Origin of the sequence: Methylobacterium ajmalii, assembly GCF_016613415.1 — a bacterium.
Classification (GTDB): domain Bacteria; phylum Pseudomonadota; class Alphaproteobacteria; order Rhizobiales; family Beijerinckiaceae; genus Methylobacterium; species Methylobacterium ajmalii.
Genome location: NZ_JACWCT010000038.1, coordinates 29191 through 49413, shown reverse-complemented (window position 1 = coordinate 49413; position 20223 = coordinate 29191). Strand labels below are relative to the sequence as shown.

Below are 20223 nucleotides of genomic sequence, written 5' to 3'. Positions count from 1 at the left end.
GGCGGCGGCCGCGCGGCGGGTGGCGGGATGTCCGGCGAGGCGGGTGGCGCCCGCCCGCGCCCGGGCGAACCCCGTGCGCGCGGCCGGCCCGATCCGGGCCCCGATTCCGGCGGCGGCGCGGGAGAACCCCGCGAACCGACCCATGGCGGGAGCTCCCTGGGTGGTGGCTCCCTCGGGAGCTCCCCCGGTGGATTCCCGGGACGCGCCCTCGGGGGCGCCCGACGGGTCGGCCGCCGGCCGGGCCGGGCCGCCGAGATCGAGCCAGTCGCGGGGGCGTCCCTTGGGACCGGGTTCGGGCGGCCGCTCGCTCAAGGCTCAGCGTCCGTCGCGGCGGGGTTCGATCCAGCGCATCGGGCGGGCGGCCGGGCGGCTGAAATGCAGCCGGCCGACATGCCGGCGCGAGACGTGCCGATGGCGGCGGTAATGGGCCCGGGCGTAATGGCGGCGATGGTGCCAGTGGCGCCGGTGATGCCAGTGACGGCGGTAGTGGCGGCGGTGATGCCAATGGCGGCGATGCCAGTGCCGACGGTGCCAGTGCCGGTGGCGCCGCCAGCGCACGGTCTCGACCGTGGAGGGCTGGTCGAGGGCGGTGGTCACGGCGGCGCTCGGCATCAGCGGCGAGGCGCCGGCGAGACCGCCGAAACCGGCGAGCAGGACGAGGGCCAGCAACAGGGAACGTAGGCGCATCGGGGCTCCGGGGCGGGAGGGCCAGGGGGCGGGCGGCTCGACAGGCGGGACGGCAGCGTACGGGCCGCTGCCACATCAGGACCGGAACTCAACGCCAAGCTCTGCCGTTCCGTTCCGCGGCAGGGTCCATTCCGGGGGTACGGTCCTCCCCGGGGCAGGGCCTGCCCGGTTCCCGGCGTCCGGCGGGCTCCTGCCCGGCAAGCCTGGCCGGAGCCGGGCGGCGCGTTAGGTGTTGTTCAGGTGGTGTCCCGTCGCGCGGGCGGTGCGCGGGACGGGTTCGAGGAGAGGTCAGCCATGCGGCCGGGCGTGAAGCGGCTCTATCTGTGGTCGGCGGCGGCGGCGTTGCTCGCCGGCGGCATCAGCGCGGCGGAGGCCGGCTGCCTCCGGCGCGTCGTCAACCGTTCGCCCTACTTCGCGGTGGCGAGCCGCAACGGCGGCCCGAGCGTCGGCATCCCGCCGCACTCCTCGCGGGCGATCCGCATGCTCGCCCCGGGCCGGGTCGACATCGCGGCCCATTGCGCCGCACGCGGCCCGCGCGGGCGCCTCGTCCCGGTCGGCCCCCCGGTGGCGCAGGACAGCTACACGTTCACGGCCGTCCTCGACCGCTGCTACTACGATCTCGGCCTGATGGGCTTCGGCCAGGGCGGCACCGAGCCGTTCGTGCTCAATACCCCCCAGCAGGGCGACCTGACGGTCGGTCCGTTCGCCTCGGCCTGCCCGCCGCGCTGACGCGCGAGATCGGGGTTGCGCGGCCCGAGTGAACTGGCTAAGAAGCCCCCGTCGGCGCCGAACGCGAGCGCCGGCCGGCATTCCCCGATAGCTCAGTTGGTAGAGCAGGCGACTGTTAATCGCCTTGTCGTAGGTTCGAGTCCTACTCGGGGAGCCACCTTTTCTTCCCAAAAATTCGGCGGTTTCCTGCGGTGACGCTTCTGCGCCCCCGATGCCGTCACGTATCCGCGCCCCGGCTCTCCCGCCGGAACGCCGCCGGGCTCACGCCCGCCCGCGCCGCGAAGAACCGCGAGAAATACGCCGGATCGTTGAAGCCGAGGTCGAAGGCGATCTTCGAGACCGGCAGCGTCGTGTAGATCAGGCTGCGCTTGGCCTCGAGCATCAGCCGGTCGTGCAGGATGCCCTGCGGTGCGCGGCGCACCGCCTCGGTGCAGGCGGCGTGGAGCCGGTCGGGGCTCACCCCGAGCGCGGCGGCGAACCGGGCGATCGGCCAGTTCTCGCGCAGGTGCGCCTCGACGAGGCGCCGGAAGCGGCGGTGCAGGTCGGCCCGCGCCAGCGCCGCCGGTTCGGTGATCGCCCGGGTGGCGCGGGTGCGCAGGACCCCGACGACGAGGAGCTTGACCAGGGCCGCCACCGCGCTCGCCGCCCCCGGCAGGGCGCCGGCGGCCTCGCGGGCGAGCGTCTGCACGAGGCCCGCGAGGTCGAGGTCGATCTCTTCCGGCGAGCCGGGCCGGCCGCTGAACGTCGCCTCGGCCGTGGCGCGCAGGCGGGCCGCGTCCGGATCGGGATCGAGCACGGCGGCGAGGAAGTCGTCGGCGAGCGACAGCACCACCCCGTCGGTGCCGGGCCGGAACGAGAAGGCGTGGACGACGCCGGACGGCACCCAGACCAGCCAGGGCGCGCAGAAGTCCTCGCGGCTCGCATCCAACGACACCGCGCCGTGGCCCTTCGTGATCACCAGTCCCTGCGCCAGGGCGCCGTGGCGGTGGGGCGCGATCTCCCAATCGTGCAGGGCCGCGCTGGTACCGATCCGCTCGGCATGGACGAAGCCCGGCACCGTGGCCCCGGCAACCTCGCCGTAGAGTCGAAAGACCGGGATCGGCCGTTCCAGCCGCCTCTGCATCGCCGTCTCCTCCCACCCATGGCAGAGCCGCATCGGAAAAGGAAAGTCACGGGCATCTCCTCTCCCCGCGGGGCGGGGAGAAGGCTGTGTCCTCCTTCAGGGGACGCAGCGAGGCGATAGCCGAGGGTGAGGGGGTGGTGCCGGCGGAGTCTCATCCGGAGATACCCCCTCACCCTCGCTCCGGCCGCGCCTCCGCTTGCCGTGTCTCCCGAACGTCGACACGCCCCTCTCCCCGCCCGCGGGGAGAGGGGAAAGCCCGCGTCCGTTCTTCGCCCGAAAGCCCTCTGACGCTATGGGCTCGCGCCAGATCCGTCCAAGAAATTCCGGCGCCCGTCCATGGCCGAGCCCCGCCCGGGCGGCTAGCGTCCGAGCATCGAACCGGATCAGTTCCAAGTTGCTGATCTAACACGCGAAACTTGTGTGCGGTGCAGCATCGGCCGGTTCGCTGGCGCGAGACGGGAACGACTCCGCCCGGCGACCCGATACGGCCAAGCCGGCCGCCGCACGACCAGACCTTCAGCGCGGCGACAGACCCGCGGGGCCGGCACGACGAGGGAGAGAGCGATGACGGATCCCAAGGGCTTCCCCCTGAACGCCTGGTACGCCGCGGCCTGGGACCACGAGATCGGCCGGGCGCTCACGCCGCGTCGGATCTGCGACAAGGACGTGGTGCTCTACCGCCGCACCGACGGCGGCGTGGCGGCGCTCGAGGATGCGTGCTGGCACCGGCTGATGCCGCTGTCGCTCGGCCACCTCAAGGGCGACCAGGTGATGTGCGGCTATCACGGCCTCGTCTTCGATGCCGCCGGCCGCTGCACCCACATGCCGGCGCAGGAGACCATCAACCCGTCCGCGTGCGTGCGCGCCTTCCCGGCGGTGGAGCGCTACCGCTTGGTCTGGCTCTGGATGGGCGATCCGGCGCTCGCCGATCCCGACCTCGTGCCGGATTTCCACTGGAACAGCGACGCGCCCTGGGTCGGCGAGGGCGGCACCTTCTACGGGCTGAAGTGCAATTACCGGCTGGTCATCGACAACCTGATGGACCTGACCCACGAGACCTACGTCCATGCCGGCAGCATCGGCGACGACGCGATCACCCGCAGCCCGTTCGAGGTGACGCATACCGAGACCTGCGTCACCGTGGAGCGCTGGATGGAGGGCATCGAGCCGCCGCCGTTCTGGGCGCGCAACCTCGGGCGGCCCGGCCATGTCGACCGCTGGCAGATCATCCGCTTCGAGGCGCCGAGCGTGGTCGCGGGCGATGTCGGCGTGGCCCTCGCCGGCACCGGCGCGCGCCGGGGCGACCGGTCCCAGGGCGTCAACGGCTTCTTCCTCGCGGCGATCACGCCGGAGACCGCGACGAGCTGCCACTATTTCTGGAACTTCGTGCGCAGCTTCCGCACCGACGACGAGGAGCTGACGAAGCGCCTCACGCTCGCCCACGTCAACGACGGCAAGGGCGTCTACGACCAGGACCACGACGTGCTGGAGGCCCAGCAGCGGGCGATCGACCGCCAGCCGCGCCAGCCGTTCTACAACCTCAACATCGACGCCGGTTCCCTGTGGGCGCACCGCCTGATCGACGGGATGATGGCCGCCGAGGGCAGGGGGCCGGTCAAGGATCCTGGCAGGGACACGGCCTCGGTCGGCATGGCGGCGGAGTAGGCCGACATGTCGACGAAGGCCGCTCCGACCGCGGCCGCTCCGACCGACTGGCGCCCCGCGCGCCTGCGCGCCACCCGGGCGCTGACGCCCGACATCCGGCTCCTCGAGATCGAGCCCGCGGGCGCCATCGTGCCGGCCGCGCCCGGCAGCCATCTCGGGGTGGCGGTGATGATCGGCGAGCGGCCGGACACCCGCTCCTACTCGCTGCTCGATTCCGGGGCGGACGGGGTCTACCGCATCGCCGTGAAGCGGCTGCCCGACAGCCGCGGCGGCTCGGCCTACATGCACGGGCTCGCACCCGGCGCCCGGCTCGGCATCTCGGGGCCCCGCAACCACTTCGCCCTCACCCACGGCCGGCCCGGCTACCTGCTCGTCGCCGGGGGCATCGGCATCACGCCGCTCCACGCCATGGCGCTGGCGCTGCACCGGACCGGCGCGCCCTTCCGCCTGCTCTACGCGGCCCGGACCCGGCAGGACCTGGCGCTCGCCGACGACTTGCGCGCCCGGATCGGCGACCGGCTGGAGACCGCCGTCGACGCCGAGGGCGGGCGGATCGACCTCCCCGCCGCCATCGCCGCCCTGGCGCCGGGCGGCGAGGCCTATCTCTGCGGCCCGCTCGGGATGATGGAGGCGGCGCGCGCGGCCTGGACGGTGTCGGGGCGGCCGGCGCAATCCCTGCGCTTCGAGACCTTCGGCACCGGCGGGCGCCACGCCGCCGAGCCGTTCACGGTGCGCATCCCGCGCCTGTCGAAGGAGATCGTGGTCGCCCGCGGCCAGACGATGCTCGAGGCGCTGGAGGCGGCCGGCGTCGGCATGATCTCCGATTGCCGGCGCGGCGAGTGCGGCCTGTGCACGGTGAAAATCCTGGAGGCCGACGGCACGGTGGACCACCGCGACGTCTTCTTCAGCGATGCCCAGAAGGCGACCGACGCCCAGCTCTGCACCTGCGTCTCCCGCGTGGTCGGGGGCGGGATCACCATCGACACGGCGGACCGGGCGGGGTGAGCCGGCCGATCCGCCCGGATCACCGGCTCACAGCACCGGCATCGCCCCCGCCACCGTCACCAGCGCCCCGGAGGTGTAGCTGCTCTCGTCGGAGGCCAGCATGACGTAGGCGGAGGCGAGTTCCGCCGGCTGGCCCGGGCGGCCGAACGGGACCTGGCTGCCGAACGACTTGACGGAATCCTGCTCCATCCCGGACGGGATGAACGGGGTCCAGATCGGGCCCGGCAGCACGCCGTTCACCCGCACGCCCTTCTCGGCCAGGAGCTGGGACAGGCTCAGCACCAGGTTGCTGAGCGCGCCCTTGGTGGCGCTGTAGGCCAGCAGCGAGGGCATCGGGTGCTTGGAGTTCACCGACGAGGTGAAGATCACCGAGGCGCCGGGCTTCAGGTGCGCCATCGCCGCCTTGGTGACCGAGAAGGCCCCGAAGACGTTGGTGCGGAAATGCTCCTCGAACACGTCCTCGTCGATCGAGGCGAGGTCCTGGTTCGGCTGCTGGAAGGCGCCGTTGTTCACCACCACGTCGAGGCGGCCGAAGGTCTCGGCGGTGCGGGCCACGATCTCGCGGGCGTAGGCGCGGTCCTTGAGGTCGCCCGGCAGCAGCAGGGCGCGGCGCCCCGCCTTCTCGACCCACTGCGCCACGGCCTCGGCATCGCCCTGCTCGGAGGGCAGGTAGGAGATCGCCACGTCGGCGCCCTCGCGGGCATACGCGATGGCGACCGCCCGGCCGATGCCGGAATCGCCCCCGGTGATCAGCGCCGCCTTGTCGGTGAGCTTGCCGGCGCCCCGGTAGCTCGTCTCGCCGTGGTCGGGTTCCGGCTTCATCCGCCCGGTCAGGCCGGGAAAGCCCTGCGGCTGGGCCTCGAAGGGGGGGCGGGGATGCTTGGTGAGCGGGTTCGGGAAATCGGAGGACATGGGCGGGAGGGCCTCGCGGGAGGGGGTGACAGGCCGCCGTCAACCGGGGAGGCCCCCGGCCGTTCCCTGCTCTCCCGCAGTATCCCCTCCGCGATATCCCTCACTCCTCGTGCGAGCCGTCGTCCCGGCCGAGGGCGTCGTCCTCGCGGCCCGGGATCGCGTAGTGGCCGCCGAGCCAGCGCTGCAGGTCGACGTCGGCGCAGCGCTTCGAGCAGAACGGCTTGTGGGTCGGCACGACCGGCTTGCCGCAGATCGGGCAGGCCGGTTTCGGCGCGTCGTCGTCGGGCGTCGTCATCGTTGCGCCTCCTGTCCTGCCGCTCGTGCCGGATCTCAGCCCACGTCCCGCCAGGCGCCGCGGACCGGGTAGCCCTCGCCCTCGAGCAGGCCGACCGTCTCGTAGAGCGGGAGGCCGACCACGGCGCTGTAGGAGCCGACGAGCTTGACCACGAAGGAGCCGGCCAGCCCCTGGATCGCGTAGCCGCCGGCCTTGCCGCGCCACTCGCCGCTGGCGAGATAGGCGTCGACCTCGCGGGAGGACAGGCGCTTGAACCGCACCCGGGTCTCGACCAGGCGCTCCCGCGGCCGGTCCTTCGGGCCGACGACGCAGACCGCGGTATAGACCCTGTGGGCGCGGCCCGACAGCATCCGCAGGCACTCCGCGGCCTCGTCGGTCACCTCGGTCTTCGGCAGGATGCGCCGGCCCACCGCCACCACCGTGTCGGCCGCCACCACGTAGCTCTCGCCGAGCTCCCCCGTGGCGCGCGCCGCGGCCGCGGCCACGTCGAGCTTGGACCGGGCGAGCCGCCGCACCAGGTCGCGGGGCTTCTCGCCCTTGAGCGGTGCCTCGTCGAGATCGGCCGGCAGCAGGGCGTCGGGCTCGAGCCCGGCCTGCTGCAGGAGCGCGAGGCGCCGGGGCGAGGCCGAGGCGAGGACGAGCTTGGCGCGCGCGGCCTGCGGGAGCGGGGTGGTCTCGGTCATGGGGCGCCGTGTCACGAAAGGGGGGTTGCTGCGCCCGATGCCCTATCTGGCCGGCGAAATCCAGCGTCGCGGGCCCGCGCGCCGCTGGGCCTCTCCCCCGCCGGATCCCGCCCGGCCGCTGCCGACGGATATGCTGTATGGTGGAGGCAGGTTTAGCCGCAGCCGGAAACCGGCCTAACCCGATGTAGCGCGTTCGGCATGGTATGACGCCATTGTCTACCTGCCGGGCAGATCGGCAATTAACTCGTCTTTATCGCCTTTGATGCATGCCGGGCGGAGATTGCCGTCCAGCGGCCGGGCGCCAGCGCGGCCGGATCCACCCTGCGGGGCCCGATGCGTATCGTCCTCGTCGAACCCGGCCTGACCCTCCGCAAAATCGTCGCCCGACTCGTCGCGGATGCCGGGCACGCGGTCGATCCGTTCTCCGATTCCGCCCAGGCGCTCGCCCATGTCGCGGCCCAGGAGGACGTGGCCTGCGTGATCACCAGCCTCGAGGTCGCGCCCCTCTGCGGGCTCGAACTGTGCTGGTCGCTGCGCGCCCTCGCCGGCACCACGCGTCCGCTCGCGGTGATCGCGATGTCGGCGGACCGGGCCGGACGGCGCCTCGGAGAGGTTCTCGACAGCGGCGCCGACGACTTCATCGCCAAGCCCCCGGAGGCGGCGGAGCTGCACGCGCGCCTGCGGGTGGTCGAGCGCAGCCTGACCCTGCAGCGCCGGCTGATCCGCGACGCCGACATCGATTCGCTGACCCAGCTCCTCGGCCGCGGCGGCTTCATGCGCCGGGCCAAGGCCTGCCTCGCGGTGGGCGGGCCGACCGAGCCCCTCACCGCCCTGATGATCGACATCGACCGCTTCAAGGCGATCAACGACCGGCACGGGCACGACGGCGGCGACCGGGTGATCCGCGCCGTCGCCGACGTGCTCAAGGAGACCGGGGCGCTCGCCGGCCGGATCGGCGGCGAGGAATTCGCCGTCCTGATGCCCGGCCACGGTCTCGGCGGCGCCGGGGTGGTGGCCGAGCGGATCCGGGCGGCCTGCGCCCGCCTGCGGGTGCCGGGGCGGCGCGGCCCGATCCCGGTCACCTGCAGCCTCGGCCTCGCCGCCTGGAACGAGGGCGACACCCTCGAGAGCCTGCTCGCCCGCGCCGACGGGGCGCTCTACGCGGCCAAGGCGGGCGGTCGCAACCAGGTCGTGTCCGCGACCGGGGAGGGGCTCGACCGGGTGAGCTGATGCGACGTCCGGCAGATTGCTTCCGGACTTCGCATCGTCGGCCGGCGCGGCGCTTGAGCGAAGCCGAGATCCGCATTGCGGCGCAATCGGCCGGATTTCGGACGAGGCCGCGCCTCGCCGCTGCAGGGGCGAACGCCCTTTTCTCGGCCAAGCCCGGCAGACCCTCGGGGATGCCGGCTGCCCTTCGTCGCCATCCCTGCAACGCCGCGTCGCCCGTGCCAGGCTGCGCGATGCCGACGAGGCAGGGCTCGCCCTTCGGCGCCAACCCGGAAACGGGACGAGCGGCAGCCCGGTCGCCGGGGGCCGTCTTGCCGGGGCCGTCTTGCCGGCCTCACCACCCGCCCCGCCGCGGCCGCAGGTGGTCCCGCGTGATCGCCTCGAGCGTCGGCGTCCCGAGCAGGGTCATCGCGTTGTCGAGCTCGCCCCGGACGATCTCGATCGCCCGGGAGACGCCCGCGGTGCCGCCGGCCGAGAGGCCCCAGAGGAACGGACGGCCCAGGCTGCACGCGGTGGCGCCGAGCGCCAGCGCCTTGATCACGTCGGTGCCCCGGCGCACGCCGCCGTCGAGGATCACCTCGGCCCGGCCCGCCACCGCCTCGGCGACGCCCGGCAGGGCGTGGATCGCCGCCGGCACGTCGTCGAGCTGGCGGCCGCCGTGGTTGGAGACGATCACCGCCTCGATCCCGAGCGCCACCGCCCGCGCGGCGTCGGCCGGATGCAGCAGGCCCTTGAGCGCCATCGGGCCGCGCCACGCGTCGCGGATGCGCGCGATGTCGTCCCAGCTGGCGGAGGGGTCGAACAGCGAGGCGACGTGCTGGGCGACGCTGGTGAAGCCGTGGCCCGCCGCGGCGCCGCCGGCCTGGAAGCCCCCGGCCTGGAAATTGCCGAAGCCGAGCCGCGAGCGGGCGGCCCCGGCGAGCCAGCCCGGTCTCCGGGCGAGGTCGAGGGCGGTGGAGAGGCGCGGTTTCAGCGGCATGGTGAAGGCGTTGCGCAGGTCGCGCTCGCGCCGGCCCTGCACCGCGAGGTCGACGGTGAGGCACAGCACCCGGTAGCGCGCGGCGGCCGCGCGGCGCAGGAGCGCCTGCATCCACTCCCGGTCGCGCAGGAAGTAGAGCTGGAACCAGCGCTCGCCCTCCGGGGCGCCCTCCGCGACGTGCTCGATCGAGCCGACGGAGTTGGTCGAGAGGCAGTAGGGGATGCCGGCCCGCGCGGCGGCTTGCGCGCCCGCGACCTCGCCGTCGGGCCAGAAGAAGCCGGCGAGCCCCGTCGGCGCCATCATGATCGGCAGGGACGCGCGGTATCCGAGGATCGAGCGCGACAGGTCGCGGGTGGCGACGTCGATCCCGACCCGCGGCATCAGCATCCAGTCGTCGAAGGCCTCGACGTTGTCGCGCAGGGTCCGCTCGTCCTCGGCGCCGCCGTCGATGAAGTCGAACACCGCCTTCGGCAGCCGCCGGGCGGCCTGCCGGCGCAGATCCGCGATCGCGTGGGCCCGTTGCAGGCGCGCGCCTAGCCGGGTCGGGGTGGGGGCAGCCGCGGGTGCCGGCCGGGACGGCTGCACGGTCGGCTCGGTGGAGGGCCGGTGCGCGACGGCCCGCCCCGTCCGGCGCTCGTCTGCCTCCATGTCGGCCTCCCGCTGATCCCGTTTCGACGATCGGTAGCACCCGCGCCGCGCGGCTCGCAACCGACGGGTCGGCCGGTCGCGGAACGCGGGACGAGGTTGTGCGTCGATCCGGCTCCAGCCCTTGTCGGGCAAGGCGGCCCCTCGCGGGCGGGGGGCGACGGCATGACCGGGCGGGACAGTGCGGAGCGAGACTCGCCGGTTCGGGATTCTCCGGATCTTGCCGCGGCCGAGCACGCCGAGATCGAGGAGCGGTCGGCGCCCCGCGCCACGATCGTCCACGAGGTGGTGCGCAAGCAGGGGCAGGAGGAGCTGGCGCGTCCCGCCGGCTCGCTGTTCTGGTCGAGCGTCGCGGCGGGCATCGCCATCACGGCCTCGGTGATCGCGCAAGGGGCGCTGTACCACAAGCTGCCGGCCGGGATGGGGGGCCGCACCCTGGTGGCGCAGCTCGGCTATCCCCTCGGCTTCCTGATCGTGATCCTCGGCCGGATGCAGCTCTTCACCGAACAAACCATCGTGACGGTGCTGCCCCTCGTCACCCGGCCGAGCGGACGGGCGCTCGCCGGCACGGCGCGGCTCTGGGGAATCGTGCTCCTCGGCAACCTCGTCGGCGCCGGCGCGGCGGCGGCGATCGAGACCTGGGGCGGCGTGGTGAGCCCGGACCTGCTCGCCGCCATGCAGGCGGTGTCGCGCGAGAGCCTGCTGCACAAGGCGCCGTCGGATCTCCTGCTCCGGGGCATCCCGGCCGGTTTCCTGATCGCGGCCGTGGCCTGGCTGCGGGCGGCGTCGAGCGGCGGCGAGGCCTGGATCGTCTTCCTCCTCACCTTCGCGATCGTGCTCGGCGACTTCACCCACGTGGTGGCGGGGGCGGCGGAGGCCTTCCTGCTGCTCTGCGCCGGCGAGGCCGGCCCCGGCGAGGTCTTCGGCGGCATGATCCTGCCGGCGCTCGTCGGCAACGTGATCGGCGGCACCGGCCTGTTCGCGCTCCTCGCCCACGCCCAGGTGCGCCAGGAGCTGTGACGCGACGCCGGCGAGGTGTGGCGGCCTGCCGATTTTCTCCCTCCCTCGCGCTTGGTAAGGAGACCGCGTTCCATGCGCGGAAAAGGGAGACCCATGAGCTTCGTCCAGGCGGCCTTCGGCCGGTTCAAGCAGACGGTGACGGCCTATGCGGGCGACGAGCCGCTGATGAAGGCGGCGGTGTCGGCCTGCGCCAACGTGATCGTGGCCGACGGCGAGGTCGCGGGGGCCGAGTTCGAGACGGCGCTCAAGGGCATGCTGGCCGATCCCGTCCTCGAGAAGGGCTACGACAGCCTGATGCTGGAGGAAGAGCTGTACGACGCGATCGGGCGGGCCCGCACCCGGGCCGGCCGGATGCAGAACATGCACTTCATCGAGGCCCTGGCCGAGCGCCCGGCCGAGCAGCGCCAGAGCGTCTTCCTCATCGCCGCCGACGTCGCGGATTTCGAGGGCATCAGCCCCTCCGAGCACCGGGCCCTGACCGAGGTGGCGGCGGCCCTCGGGCTCGACCGGGACGCGCTGCTCGCCTGATCGGTCATACGAAACCCGATCGATTGCTTCGCGATGCGGATTTCGGCTTCGCTCAAGCGCCGCGCCGGCTGGTGATATGGGATCCGGAAGCAATCTTCCGGACCCCATATCACCCGTCCCGGATCGCGCTCGGCGGGCCGTCGTTGACCCGGCTCCAGGCGCGGCGGAGCTGGCGCGGCGAGGCGAAGCCCGCCCGCTCGGCGACGCGCTCCATGTCGAGGCGGGTCCGGGCCAGGAGATCGCGGGCGAGCGCGACCCGCAATCCGTTGACGTAGGCCGGCAGGCTCATCCCGGCATGGCGGTTGAACAGCCGCGAGAGGTGGCGCGGGCTGGTGGCGGCGAGGTCGGCGAGCGTCTCCAGGCTCCAGGCCCGGGCCGGGTCGGCGCTCACCGCATCCTGAACCCGGTGGATCGCCGGGTGGAGGTGGTTGCGGCCCTCGAGCCAGGGCGAGGCCTGCGGGTCGTGCCCGGCGCGGCGCAGGTAGACCACGAGGTAGCGCGCCACCGCCGCGGCGCAGGCCGGATCGACGAGGCGCGCCACGAGGTGGAGCATCAGGTCGATGCCGGCGGTGATGCCGGCACTCGTCAGCCGCTCGCGGTCCTCGACGAACAGCCGGTCCTCCAGCACCCTGGCGGCGGGGGCGAGCGCGGCCAGCTCCGCGCAGGCGGCGTGGTGGGTGGTGCAGTCATGCCCGTCGAGGAGCCCGGCCCGGGCTGCCAGCAGCGCGCCGGAGCAGATCGAGACCAGGCGGTGGCCGGGCCTCACCTCGGCCCGCAGCCAGGCGACGATCGCGTCTTCCGCCGCCCGCTCGTCCTCGCCCGGGGGGTCGGAATCCCCCAGCACCAGCTCCGCCGTGCCGGCGAGCACCACGGTCGCGCCCTCCGGCAGCGGCGCGGGCAGGGGCTCGAGCCCCGAGAGCCCAAGCCCGATCGAGCTCGTGACTGCGGAGCACGGCCCGACATGATCGACCCGGAAGCGGACCCGGTCCTGGATCAGGTTGGCCTTGCGCAGGACCTCGACGGGCCCTGCCACGTCGAGTAGCAGGGTACGCGGCGGGCAGACCACCACGACCGCGATCTCGGCCGGCCCGCTCACGCGGCGAGGCGGGGCGCCGGTCCGGAGAGCGCCTCCTCGACCGTGGCGATGCGGGCGAAGCGCCCGGCCAGCACCAGTTCCGTGCGGGCCCGGATCTCGTCGGCGCTCCAGCGCCGCCCGGCGGCGTCCGTCATCGCGAAGGTGAGCGTCGCCTCCCCGACGTAATCGACGCCGTAGCCGAGGTCGGAGGCGTGGCGGGTCGTCGTCTCGCAGCATTGCTCGGTGCGGATGCCGCTGACGATCAGCCGGCGGATCCCGGTCCGGGTCAGCCAGACGTCGAGCCCGCTGCCGACGAGCGCAGAGTGGCGGCGCTTGTGGAACACCGCGTCGGGGGCGATCCGCAAGGGTTCGAGGGCGCGGACATGGCCGGAGGCGAGGGAGAACGGTCCCTCGTCCTCGACATGGAAGATCTGCACCACGGGGACGTTTCGCGCCACGGCGCCGTCGATCAGGGCCTGCTGGCGGTCGAGGAAGCGGGCGAGGTCCGCCTCGTCCCAGTAGGGACGGTGGCGGAAGGATTCCTGGACGTCGATGACGAGGAGCGCGGTGTCCGGCATGGGGCTCATCCTTATCGGGTGGGACGGCGCCAGGATAGGCGCCGCCGCGGGTCCCGAAAGGCCGCGCCCGGACCGGAAGCGGACGAAAAAGGACAGGGCGTCAGCGCACCGCGACCACCGCCACGCCGGCCCCGACCATCACGCCGCCGGCGGCCCGGTTGGCCCGCCGGACCGCGGCGCGGGTGCGGAGCAGGCGCCGCAGCCGGCCGGCGAGGAGGACGTGGGCGCCGATCACCAGCGCCTCGACCGCGACGATCACCGCCGCCAGGAGCCCGACCTGGGGCGGCGTGAGCACGGTGCCGACGACATTCGGCAGCAGGGCGAGGTAGAACAGCGGCATCTTCGGGCTGCCGAGATTGAGGGCGAGGCCTGTCAGGACGCTCGCCGCGAGGCCGGGCCGCCGTCCGTCCGTGCGCTCCGTCGGCAGCACCGGCTCGGCCGTCCAGAGCCGGATCCCGGTCCAGACCAGATAGGCGGCGCCGGCATAGCGCAGGACCGTCATCGCCGTTCCCATCTCGCGGGCCACGACCGCCAGCCCGGCGGCGGCGAGCACCAGCAAAGCGAGAATGCCCGCCACCATGCCGAGCCCGTAGGCGATGCCGGCGGCGGGCCCATGCGACAGGGTGCGGGCGACGATGGTCATGTTGTCGGGCCCGGGGCTGGCGGCGAAGACCAGGAAGGCGGCAGCAAAAGCCAGAAGGGTCGTCGGGTCCATCGGTGTGCCCCCTGTCCGAGGTCGTGTCCGACGATCAATCAAGATTCGGGCCGGTTTTCGCCAGGTCATATCCGTGGCGAGATGCAGGGAGCGTGCGCCGCGCCGCAGGGCCGGCGCAGGGCGAGGGCGGTTCGGGCCACGGCGTCGCCTCCCAGCGACACCGCCGGGAAGCCGCGCCCCCGCATCGATCACCGCGCGGGCCGTCGCGGGTCTGGCTCGACGCTTCACCCCACGCGTGCGCGCCGCCGGGACGGGCAAGACCGTCGCCGATGATCAGGACGCCGCCAGCCGACCTCGCCGCCTGGATCATTCAGGCTCGAAGCGGCAACGCTCCTGCCATCGCGACGTTTGCCTCGGGATTGGACGCGGACCTCGCGGCTGTCCGGGCAGCACTGACGGAGCCGCGGCCAGATCGGTCGGCTCAAGCGCATCGAATGCCGATGTTGCGCATGGGTCGGCCTCGATCCCTGGAGCGTCGCATGGTGCTGGCCGCCCGATCCACGCAAAACGACCGAGACCATCGATCCGGTGCATTCCCACTGACGGGCGACACGTTCATCGCGGCCGACGCCTATCTCTCCTACCTCGTGCAACAGGGGCAGGCGGAGTCGCTCGAGCCGACCTACCGCACCGACCTCCACTCTGACAGCCTCGCTCATCGCGGGACCTGGTATCGACGGGTGAGAGCGCGGCCGGCGGTTCACCGAGCCCGTGCGGCGGAGGGGCTGGAGTAAGCCGATGCGGGGCGAGACCGGAACCTTCGCCCGGTGCCTCGTGAGTGCAGACAGCGATGGAAGGACCATCGGACACGGTCGCCGTCGCCGATCGCTCGGCCATCGGCATTCTTGAATGTGCTTTTCGCGGTGGGCGGCCCGACGATCACCTCGCCGGGCCGCCCCCGTCCACTTACGCCGACACCAGCGGCGTCCCCGCCTCCGCCGCGCTGTCGCCCTCGGGCGTCAGCACCTCCTGGCCCTGCGCCTCGACCACCGCGGCGGCCGTGATGTTGACGATGCCGCGCGCCGTCACCGAGGGGGTGAGGATGTGGGCGGGCCTGGCCGGGCCGAGGAGCAGCGGGCCCACCGGCAGGGCGTCGGCCAGGGTCTTGGAAAACTGGAAGGCGATGTTCGCCGCATCCAGGTTCGGCATGATCAGCACGTTGGCCTCGCCCTTGAGGCGCGAGCCCGGCAGCACCTTGTCGCGGATCGCCTGCGACAGGGCGGTGTCGGCCGCCATCTCGCCGTCGACCTCGAGGTCGGGGGCGCGCTCGCGCAGGAGCGCCAGGGCCTGGCGCATCTTGCGCGACGAGGCGGTGTCGAACGAGCCGAAATCGGCGTGGCTGACCAGCGCGATCTTCGGCGACAGGCCGAAGCGGCGGGCGGTGTCGCCGCAGGCGATGGCGACGTCGGCAATCTCCTCGGCGCTCGGATCGGGCCGCACGTGGGTGTCGGCCAGGAAATAGGCGCCCTTCGAGGTGACGATGAGGCTGAGCGCCGCGAAGTCCCGGGCACCCGGCGCGAGCCCGATGATGTCGCGGATCACCCGCAGCTTGCTCTCGAAGCGGCCCTCCAAGCCGCAGATCAGCGCGTCGGCCTCGCCGCGGCGGACGGCCAGCGCGCCGATCACCGCGTTGTTGGTGCGCACCAGCGTGCGGGCGCCGTCCGGCGTGATGCCGCGGCGTCCGGCCAGATCGATGTAGGTCTGGACGTAGGTGCGGTAGCGCGGATCGTCGTCGGGGTTGATCAGCTCGAAGTCGCGGCCGGGCTGGATCGCGAGGCCGAAGCGCTTGAGCCGGGTCTCGATCACGTTCGGGCGGCCGATCAGGATGGGCTTGGCCAGCCCCTCCTCGACGATCGCCTGCACGGCGCGCAGCACCCGCTCGTCCTCGCCCTCGGCGTAGACAACCCGGCGGGGATCCTGCTTGGCCGCGGTGAAGACCGGCTTCATGATGAAGCCGGAGCGGTGCACGAACCGGTCGAGGGACTCGGCATAGGCCTGCACGTCCGGCAGCGGCCGCTTGGCGACGCCGGAATCCATCGCCGCCTGCGCGACGGCCGGGGCGATGCGCAGGATCAGGCGCGGGTCGAACGGGCTCGGGATCAGCGAGTGGGGGCCGAAGGGCCGCGCCTCGCCGCCATAGGCGCGGGCGACGACGTCGGACGGGGTCTCGCGGGCGAGCCCGGCGATCGCCTTGACGGCCGCCGCCTTCATCTCCTCGTTGATCGTGGTCGCCCCGACGTCGAGCGCGCCCCGGAAGATGTAGGGGAAGCACAGGACGTTGTTGACCTGGTTCGGGAAGTCGGAGCGCCCGGTGCAGATCATCGCGTCCGGCCGCTTCTCCTCGGCGAGGTTCGGCATGATCTCCGGATAGGGGTTGGCGAGCGCCATGATCAGCGGCTTCTCGGCCATCCGCTCCAGCATCTCGGGCTTGAGCACGCCGCCGGCCGAGAGGCCGAGGAAGACGTCGGCGCCCGGGATCACCTCGGCGAGCGTGCGGGCCTGCGTCTCCTGGGCGTAAACCGACTTCCAGCGGTCCATGAGTTTCTCACGGCCCCGGTAGACCACGCCCTCAATGTCGGTGACGAAGATGTTCTCGCGGCGCGCGCCGAGCGAGACGAGCTGGTTGAGGCAGGCCAGCGCCGCCGCACCCGCGCCCGAGGTGACGATCTTGACGTCCGAGATCGTCTTGCCGGCGAATTCGAGGCCGTTGAGGACGGCCGCCGCCACGATGATCGCGGTGCCGTGCTGGTCATCGTGGAAGACCGGGATGTTCATCCGGGCCCGGCAGCGCTCCTCGACCTCGAAGCACTCCGGCGCCTTGATGTCCTCGAGGTTGATGCCGCCGAAGGTGGGTTCGAGCGCCGCCACCACGTCGACGAGCTTGTCGACGTTCTTCTCGTTGAGCTCGATGTCGAAGACGTCGATGCCGGCGAACTTCTTGAACAGGACCGCCTTGCCCTCCATCACGGGCTTGGAGGCGAGCGGGCCGATATCGCCGAGGCCCAGCACCGCGGTGCCGTTCGAGACCACCGCGACGAGGTTCTGGCGCGCGGTCAGGTTCGCGGCCTCCTCCGGGTCGGCGGCGATCGCCTCGCAGGCGGCGGCGACGCCGGGGGAGTAGGCCAGCGCCAGGTCGCGCTGGTTGCCGAGCGGCTTCGTCGGCTGGATCTCCAGCTTCCCGGGCCGCGGATGACGGTGGTAGAACAGCGCGCCGCTCTTCAGATCGTCCGAAATGTTGCTGCTCACCGCGCTCTCTCCCCGGATCGCCCGAAAAGTCGGGCTTGCCATCCCGCCCGCGACTCGCAAGCGAGCACGCGGGTGAGGGGTTTCCTGCACCGCCTGCGGCAGGGGCGCAACCCTCACAACGAGACGCGATTGCATCTGGCCAAGCTCGCGGCCCGGCACGGCTTCCGGGTGGCGCCGTACTCCTACGGCAGGCCGAAGGTTCGCTTCCCGGAATCCGGCGCGCGACTGACGATCGGCCCCTACTGCTCCATCGCCGACAAGGTCGAGATCCTGTTAGGGGGCAACCACCGCACCGATTGGGTCTCGACCTATCCGTTCGCCGCGATGAAGGGCCTGTGGCCGGACCTCGACGCGCCGGAGGACTACCACGCCTCCCGGGGCGACGTGACGATCGGGGCCGACGTCTGGCTCGGCTCAGGCTGCCTGATCCTGTCGGGGGTCGCGATCGGCCCCGGCGCCGTGGTGGCGGCCCACGCGGTCGTGACCCGGGACGTGCCGCCCTTCGCCGTCGTCGCCGGCAACCCCGCCCGGGTGATCCGCCACCGCTTCCCGCCCGACATCGTGGCGGCGCTCGTCGAGACCGCCTGGTGGGACCTGCCGCCGGAGCGGGTCCGGGCCCTGGTGCCACTGCTCCAGAGCGGCGAGGCCGAGGCCCTGCTGCGGGCCCTGCGGGACGGGCACGGCCGGACGCACGGGGAGGGGCCTTAGCCCCCGATTCCGGCGTAACTGGACGGAGCGGCGCCGCGCCGGTGATCGCCACGGCCGCCGTGCCGGGCCTGCCCGGCGGTCCGACGATCGACGCGTTTGCCGGTGCGTCCGCCGGTATCGGGGGCGCGGCCCCTCCCGAGGCCCCGTCCCCGCCGCCGTCAGGCCCGCCGCTGTCCGGTTTCCTTCGCCGTGAACCCCTCGAGGATCTTGTCGAGCGTCAGCGGGTAGTCCCGGATCCGGATCCCGGTCGCGTTGTAGACCGCGTTCGCCACCGCCGCCCCGGCGCCGCAGATGCCGAGCTCGCCCAGCCCCTTGCTCTTCAGCGGGTTCGTCTTGTCGTCGAGCTCGGGGAGGAAGACCGCGTCGATCTCCGGCAGGTCGGCGTGGACCGGGACGTGGTATTCGGCGAGGTCGTGGTTGACGAAGGTGCCGAAGCGCGGATCGACCTCGACCGCCTCCATCAGGGCCGTGCCGACGCCGAACACCATGCCGCCGATCGCCTGCGAGCGCGCGGTCTTGGGGTTGAGGATGCGCCCGCCGGTGAACACGCCGAGCATCCGCCGCAGCCGGATCTCGCCGGTATCGGCATCGACGCCGACCTCGGCGAAATGCGCGCCGTAGGAGTATTGCGAGAATTTCTTCTCGTTCTCGCCCGGCTTGATCTCGCCCTCGGCCTCGAGCCCCGACCCGATCACGTCGCGCAGGGCCGCCGAGCGGTTGCCCGAGGTGATCCGCCCGCCCGTGAAGACCGCGTTCTGCGGGTTCAGGTCGGTCTTGGCGAGGAGCTGCCCGCGCAGCGCCTCGCAGGCCATGTACAGCGCCGAGCCCGACGAGGCGGCGCCGAACGATCCGCCGGAGCCCGACGACATCGGGTCGGCGGTGTCGCCCAGCACCATCCGCACCTGCGCGACCTCCAGGCCCAGCATCTCGGCGGCGATCTGGCTCAGGATCGTGTAGGTGCCGGTGCCGATGTCGGTCATCGCCATCCGGGCGGTGAGCGTGCCGTCGGGATCGAGGCGCACCCGCGCCTTGGCGGGCTGGAGCGGGTTGAGCCGGGCCGCCGAGGCGACGCCGTGGCCGACCATCCACTGGCCGTCCCGCACCGAGCCGGGCTTCGGGTTGCGCTTGTCCCAGCCGAACAGGCGCGCGCCCTCGCGCAGGCACGGCACGAGCTGGCGGGTCGAGAACGGGACCTTCTTCTCCGGGTCCTCGGCCGGCTCGTTGCGGATGCGCAACTCGATCGGGTCGAGGTTCAGCGCCTCGGCGAGCTCGTCCATGGCGCCTTCGAGCGCCAGCATGCCGACCGCCTCGCCGGGCGCCCGCATCGAGGAGGCGGGCAGCAGGTTCAGCGAGGCGAGCCGGTGCGCCGTCAGGCGGTTGGGCGCGGCGTAGAGCGAGCGGGTGACGTTGGCCGAGGTCTCGAAGAAGCTGTCGCCGGGCGTCGTGTCGGACCAGGATTCGTGCCCGATCGCCGTGAGCTTGCCGTCCCGGTCGGCGCCCAGGCGCACCCGCTGCACGGTGTCCGAGCGGCGCGTCGTCGAGGTGAAGACCTGCTGGCGGGTGAGCGCGACCTTCACCGGCCGGCCGTTCAGGTTCTTCGAGGCGAGCGCCGCCAGGATCGCGTCGGCCTGCGGCTGGAGCTTGCCGCCGAACCCGCCGCCGACGAAGCGGCTGATCAGGCGCACGTTGTCCTTCGGTAGCTTGAAGACCGATGCCAGCGCGTCCTGGCCGCGATTCGGCATCTGGTTGGCGGTGATCAGCGTGACCCGGTCGCCCTCCCAGGCCGCGATGGTCGCATGCGGCTCCATCATGGCGTGGCTCTGCACCGGCGTGGTGTAGCGCGCGTCGATGGTGACGGCCGCCGCCGCGAAGCCGGCCTCGAAGTCGCCGAGACTCGAATCCGGCGGCGTGCGCGCCTTCTCGGGCTTCTTGGCCTCGGCCAGCGCGTCGGCCAGCACGTAGGCGCCCTTGTCCTGGTCGTAGGTGACCCGGATCGCGGCGGCGGCGGCGCGTGCCTCCTCGAAGCTCTCGGCCACCACCAGGGCGACCGGCTGGCCGGCGTGCCGGATCTCGGTACCGGTCAGGAGCGGGCCGACCTGCTCCTTCTTCTCGCCCTGGGGCGGCACGTTGCGGTGGGTGAGCACGTGCACGACGCCCGGCATCCGCTCGGCGGACGCGGTGTCGATGTCGCGGATGCGGCCCTTGGCGACCGTCGCCGTGACGACGAAGCCGTAGCCGGGATTCTTCATCTCCCGGCTCTCGTAGGCGTAGGTGGCGCGGCCCGTGACCTTGAGGGGACCGTCGACCCGGTCGATCGGCCGGCCCACCGGGCCGCCGGTCTGCGTGTCGAGGGGCGTGACGCCGATCGGCTGGCTCATGTCCATGGCTGTTCTCCGATGTCGG

The 20223-nt window shown here is 72.8% G+C and carries 19 protein-coding genes, 1 tRNA gene and 1 pseudogene; 9 read left to right on the top strand and 12 right to left on the bottom strand.

Features of this window, described 5'->3' with window-relative positions; genetic code table 11:
• Both HPY23_RS32670 and HPY23_RS07505 read right to left on the bottom strand, forming a co-directional pair.
• A pseudogene (locus HPY23_RS32670) lies at positions 1-312 on the bottom strand (hypothetical protein); the annotation flags it as partial.
• Positions 313-315: 3 nt separating this feature from the next.
• Entirely contained in the window at positions 316-687 is a 372-nt protein-coding gene (locus HPY23_RS07505; protein WP_091883587.1) for a hypothetical protein, read from the bottom strand.
• Positions 688-981: 294 nt separating this feature from the next.
• Between HPY23_RS07505 and HPY23_RS07500 the strand changes: the two genes are divergently transcribed.
• Together HPY23_RS07500 and HPY23_RS07495 are read left to right on the top strand one after the other, a co-directional pair.
• Positions 982-1416: a hypothetical protein gene (locus HPY23_RS07500; protein ID WP_060846754.1), complete on the top strand. Its 435-nt coding sequence runs from the start codon at positions 982-984 to the stop codon at positions 1414-1416.
• Positions 1417-1497: 81 nt separating this feature from the next.
• A tRNA-Asn gene (locus tag HPY23_RS07495) sits at positions 1498-1573 on the top strand.
• Positions 1574-1633: 60 nt separating this feature from the next.
• Here HPY23_RS07495 and HPY23_RS07490 read toward each other — a convergent pair.
• Positions 1634-2539 (bottom strand): helix-turn-helix domain-containing protein, encoded by a 906-nt coding sequence (locus HPY23_RS07490; protein ID WP_091883586.1) that lies wholly within the window; start codon positions 2537-2539, stop codon positions 1634-1636.
• A gap of 564 nt (positions 2540-3103) precedes the next feature.
• Between HPY23_RS07490 and HPY23_RS07485 the strand changes: the two genes are divergently transcribed.
• Together HPY23_RS07485 and HPY23_RS07480 are read left to right on the top strand one after the other, a co-directional pair.
• Positions 3104-4204, top strand: coding sequence for an aromatic ring-hydroxylating dioxygenase subunit alpha (locus HPY23_RS07485; protein ID WP_091883584.1), 1101 nt, complete (start codon positions 3104-3106; stop codon positions 4202-4204).
• Between the two features lie 6 nt (positions 4205-4210).
• Complete coding sequence (locus HPY23_RS07480) at positions 4211-5209, top strand: PDR/VanB family oxidoreductase (RefSeq protein ID WP_091883583.1); 999 nt, start codon at positions 4211-4213, stop codon at positions 5207-5209.
• Positions 5210-5236: 27 nt separating this feature from the next.
• Here HPY23_RS07480 and HPY23_RS07475 read toward each other — a convergent pair whose 3' ends face one another.
• The 3 genes from HPY23_RS07475 to HPY23_RS07465 form a co-directional block, all read right to left on the bottom strand.
• On the bottom strand, positions 5237-6121 hold the full coding sequence (locus tag HPY23_RS07475) for an SDR family oxidoreductase (RefSeq protein WP_091883582.1): 885 nt from the start codon (positions 6119-6121) through the stop codon (positions 5237-5239).
• A gap of 100 nt (positions 6122-6221) precedes the next feature.
• Complete coding sequence (locus tag HPY23_RS07470) at positions 6222-6416, bottom strand: DNA gyrase inhibitor YacG (protein ID WP_091883580.1); 195 nt, start codon at positions 6414-6416, stop codon at positions 6222-6224.
• 35 nt (positions 6417-6451) lie between these two features.
• Positions 6452-7099 (bottom strand): Maf-like protein, encoded by a 648-nt coding sequence (locus tag HPY23_RS07465; RefSeq protein WP_091883579.1) that lies wholly within the window; start codon positions 7097-7099, stop codon positions 6452-6454.
• 333 nt (positions 7100-7432) lie between these two features.
• Here HPY23_RS07465 and HPY23_RS07460 point away from each other — a divergent pair, with 333 nt between their 5' ends.
• Positions 7433-8329 carry a GGDEF domain-containing protein gene (locus tag HPY23_RS07460; protein ID WP_091883577.1) on the top strand — a complete coding sequence of 299 codons (897 nt, stop codon included), beginning with the start codon at positions 7433-7435 and terminating at the stop codon, positions 8327-8329.
• 331 nt (positions 8330-8660) lie between these two features.
• On the opposite strand, the gene HPY23_RS07455 is transcribed toward HPY23_RS07460, so the two are convergent.
• Complete coding sequence (locus HPY23_RS07455; protein WP_091883576.1) at positions 8661-9953, bottom strand: alpha-hydroxy acid oxidase; 1293 nt, start codon at positions 9951-9953, stop codon at positions 8661-8663.
• A gap of 162 nt (positions 9954-10115) precedes the next feature.
• On the opposite strand from HPY23_RS07455, the gene HPY23_RS07450 reads away from it, so the two are divergent.
• Together HPY23_RS07450 and HPY23_RS07445 are read left to right on the top strand one after the other, a co-directional pair.
• Positions 10116-10970: a formate/nitrite transporter family protein gene (locus tag HPY23_RS07450; protein ID WP_091883574.1), complete on the top strand. Its 855-nt coding sequence runs from the start codon at positions 10116-10118 to the stop codon at positions 10968-10970.
• 93 nt (positions 10971-11063) lie between these two features.
• Positions 11064-11498: a tellurite resistance TerB family protein gene (locus HPY23_RS07445; protein ID WP_060846745.1), complete on the top strand. Its 435-nt coding sequence runs from the start codon at positions 11064-11066 to the stop codon at positions 11496-11498.
• Between the two features lie 109 nt (positions 11499-11607).
• Here the strand turns inward: HPY23_RS07445 and HPY23_RS07440 are convergent, their stop codons facing one another.
• From HPY23_RS07440 to HPY23_RS07430, 3 genes are all read right to left on the bottom strand, one after another.
• Positions 11608-12594 carry a GlxA family transcriptional regulator gene (locus HPY23_RS07440; protein WP_091883573.1) on the bottom strand — a complete coding sequence of 329 codons (987 nt, stop codon included), beginning with the start codon at positions 12592-12594 and terminating at the stop codon, positions 11608-11610.
• On the bottom strand, positions 12591-13151 hold the full coding sequence (locus HPY23_RS07435; protein WP_091883570.1) for an isochorismatase family protein: 561 nt from the start codon (positions 13149-13151) through the stop codon (positions 12591-12593). Before HPY23_RS07435 ends, HPY23_RS07440 begins: the two co-directional genes overlap by 4 nt.
• A 100-nt stretch (positions 13152-13251) precedes the next feature.
• The gene (locus tag HPY23_RS07430) at positions 13252-13866 is read right to left on the bottom strand and encodes a LysE family translocator (RefSeq protein WP_091883568.1); all 615 of its coding nucleotides are present in this window, start codon (positions 13864-13866) and stop codon (positions 13252-13254) included.
• 479 nt (positions 13867-14345) lie between these two features.
• On the opposite strand from HPY23_RS07430, the gene HPY23_RS07425 reads away from it, so the two are divergent.
• Positions 14346-14600 (top strand): glutathione S-transferase family protein, encoded by a 255-nt coding sequence (locus tag HPY23_RS07425; protein WP_091883564.1) that lies wholly within the window; start codon positions 14346-14348, stop codon positions 14598-14600.
• Between the two features lie 172 nt (positions 14601-14772).
• On the opposite strand, the gene HPY23_RS07420 is transcribed toward HPY23_RS07425, so the two are convergent.
• Positions 14773-17112: an NADP-dependent malic enzyme gene (locus HPY23_RS07420; protein ID WP_091883561.1), complete on the bottom strand. Its 2340-nt coding sequence runs from the start codon at positions 17110-17112 to the stop codon at positions 14773-14775.
• 84 nt (positions 17113-17196) lie between these two features.
• On the opposite strand from HPY23_RS07420, the gene HPY23_RS07415 reads away from it, so the two are divergent.
• Positions 17197-17820, top strand: a complete 624-nt coding sequence (locus HPY23_RS07415; protein WP_091883708.1) for a CatB-related O-acetyltransferase — start codon at positions 17197-17199, stop codon at positions 17818-17820.
• Positions 17821-17978: 158 nt separating this feature from the next.
• Here HPY23_RS07415 and HPY23_RS07410 read toward each other — a convergent pair whose 3' ends face one another.
• Positions 17979-20204 carry a xanthine dehydrogenase family protein molybdopterin-binding subunit gene (locus HPY23_RS07410; RefSeq protein WP_091883559.1) on the bottom strand — a complete coding sequence of 742 codons (2226 nt, stop codon included), beginning with the start codon at positions 20202-20204 and terminating at the stop codon, positions 17979-17981.
• Positions 20205-20223 lie beyond the last annotated feature (19 nt).

Bases quoted from the DNA above. Each gene is read 5' to 3' on its own strand.
- HPY23_RS07460 (WP_091883577.1), top strand. From the start codon at position 7,433: ATGCGTATCGTCCTCGTCGAACCCGGCCTGACCCTCCGCAAAATCGTC.
- HPY23_RS07490 (WP_091883586.1), bottom strand. From the start codon at position 2,539: ATGCAGAGGCGGCTGGAACGGCCGATCCCGGTCTTTCGACTCTACGGC.
- HPY23_RS07445 (WP_060846745.1), top strand. From the start codon at position 11,064: ATGAGCTTCGTCCAGGCGGCCTTCGGCCGGTTCAAGCAGACGGTGACG.
- HPY23_RS07465 (WP_091883579.1), bottom strand. From the start codon at position 7,099: ATGACCGAGACCACCCCGCTCCCGCAGGCCGCGCGCGCCAAGCTCGTC.
- HPY23_RS07450 (WP_091883574.1), top strand. From the start codon at position 10,116: ATGACCGGGCGGGACAGTGCGGAGCGAGACTCGCCGGTTCGGGATTCT.
- HPY23_RS07485 (WP_091883584.1), top strand. From the start codon at position 3,104: ATGACGGATCCCAAGGGCTTCCCCCTGAACGCCTGGTACGCCGCGGCC.
- HPY23_RS07410 (WP_091883559.1), bottom strand. From the start codon at position 20,204: ATGGACATGAGCCAGCCGATCGGCGTCACGCCCCTCGACACGCAGACC.
- HPY23_RS07475 (WP_091883582.1), bottom strand. From the start codon at position 6,121: ATGTCCTCCGATTTCCCGAACCCGCTCACCAAGCATCCCCGCCCCCCC.
- HPY23_RS07500 (WP_060846754.1), top strand. From the start codon at position 982: ATGCGGCCGGGCGTGAAGCGGCTCTATCTGTGGTCGGCGGCGGCGGCG.
- HPY23_RS07505 (WP_091883587.1), bottom strand. From the start codon at position 687: ATGCGCCTACGTTCCCTGTTGCTGGCCCTCGTCCTGCTCGCCGGTTTC.
- HPY23_RS07430 (WP_091883568.1), bottom strand. From the start codon at position 13,866: ATGGACCCGACGACCCTTCTGGCTTTTGCTGCCGCCTTCCTGGTCTTC.
- HPY23_RS07425 (WP_091883564.1), top strand. From the start codon at position 14,346: ATGGTGCTGGCCGCCCGATCCACGCAAAACGACCGAGACCATCGATCC.
- HPY23_RS07480 (WP_091883583.1), top strand. From the start codon at position 4,211: ATGTCGACGAAGGCCGCTCCGACCGCGGCCGCTCCGACCGACTGGCGC.
- HPY23_RS07455 (WP_091883576.1), bottom strand. From the start codon at position 9,953: ATGGAGGCAGACGAGCGCCGGACGGGGCGGGCCGTCGCGCACCGGCCC.
- HPY23_RS07470 (WP_091883580.1), bottom strand. From the start codon at position 6,416: ATGACGACGCCCGACGACGACGCGCCGAAACCGGCCTGCCCGATCTGC.
- HPY23_RS07435 (WP_091883570.1), bottom strand. From the start codon at position 13,151: ATGCCGGACACCGCGCTCCTCGTCATCGACGTCCAGGAATCCTTCCGC.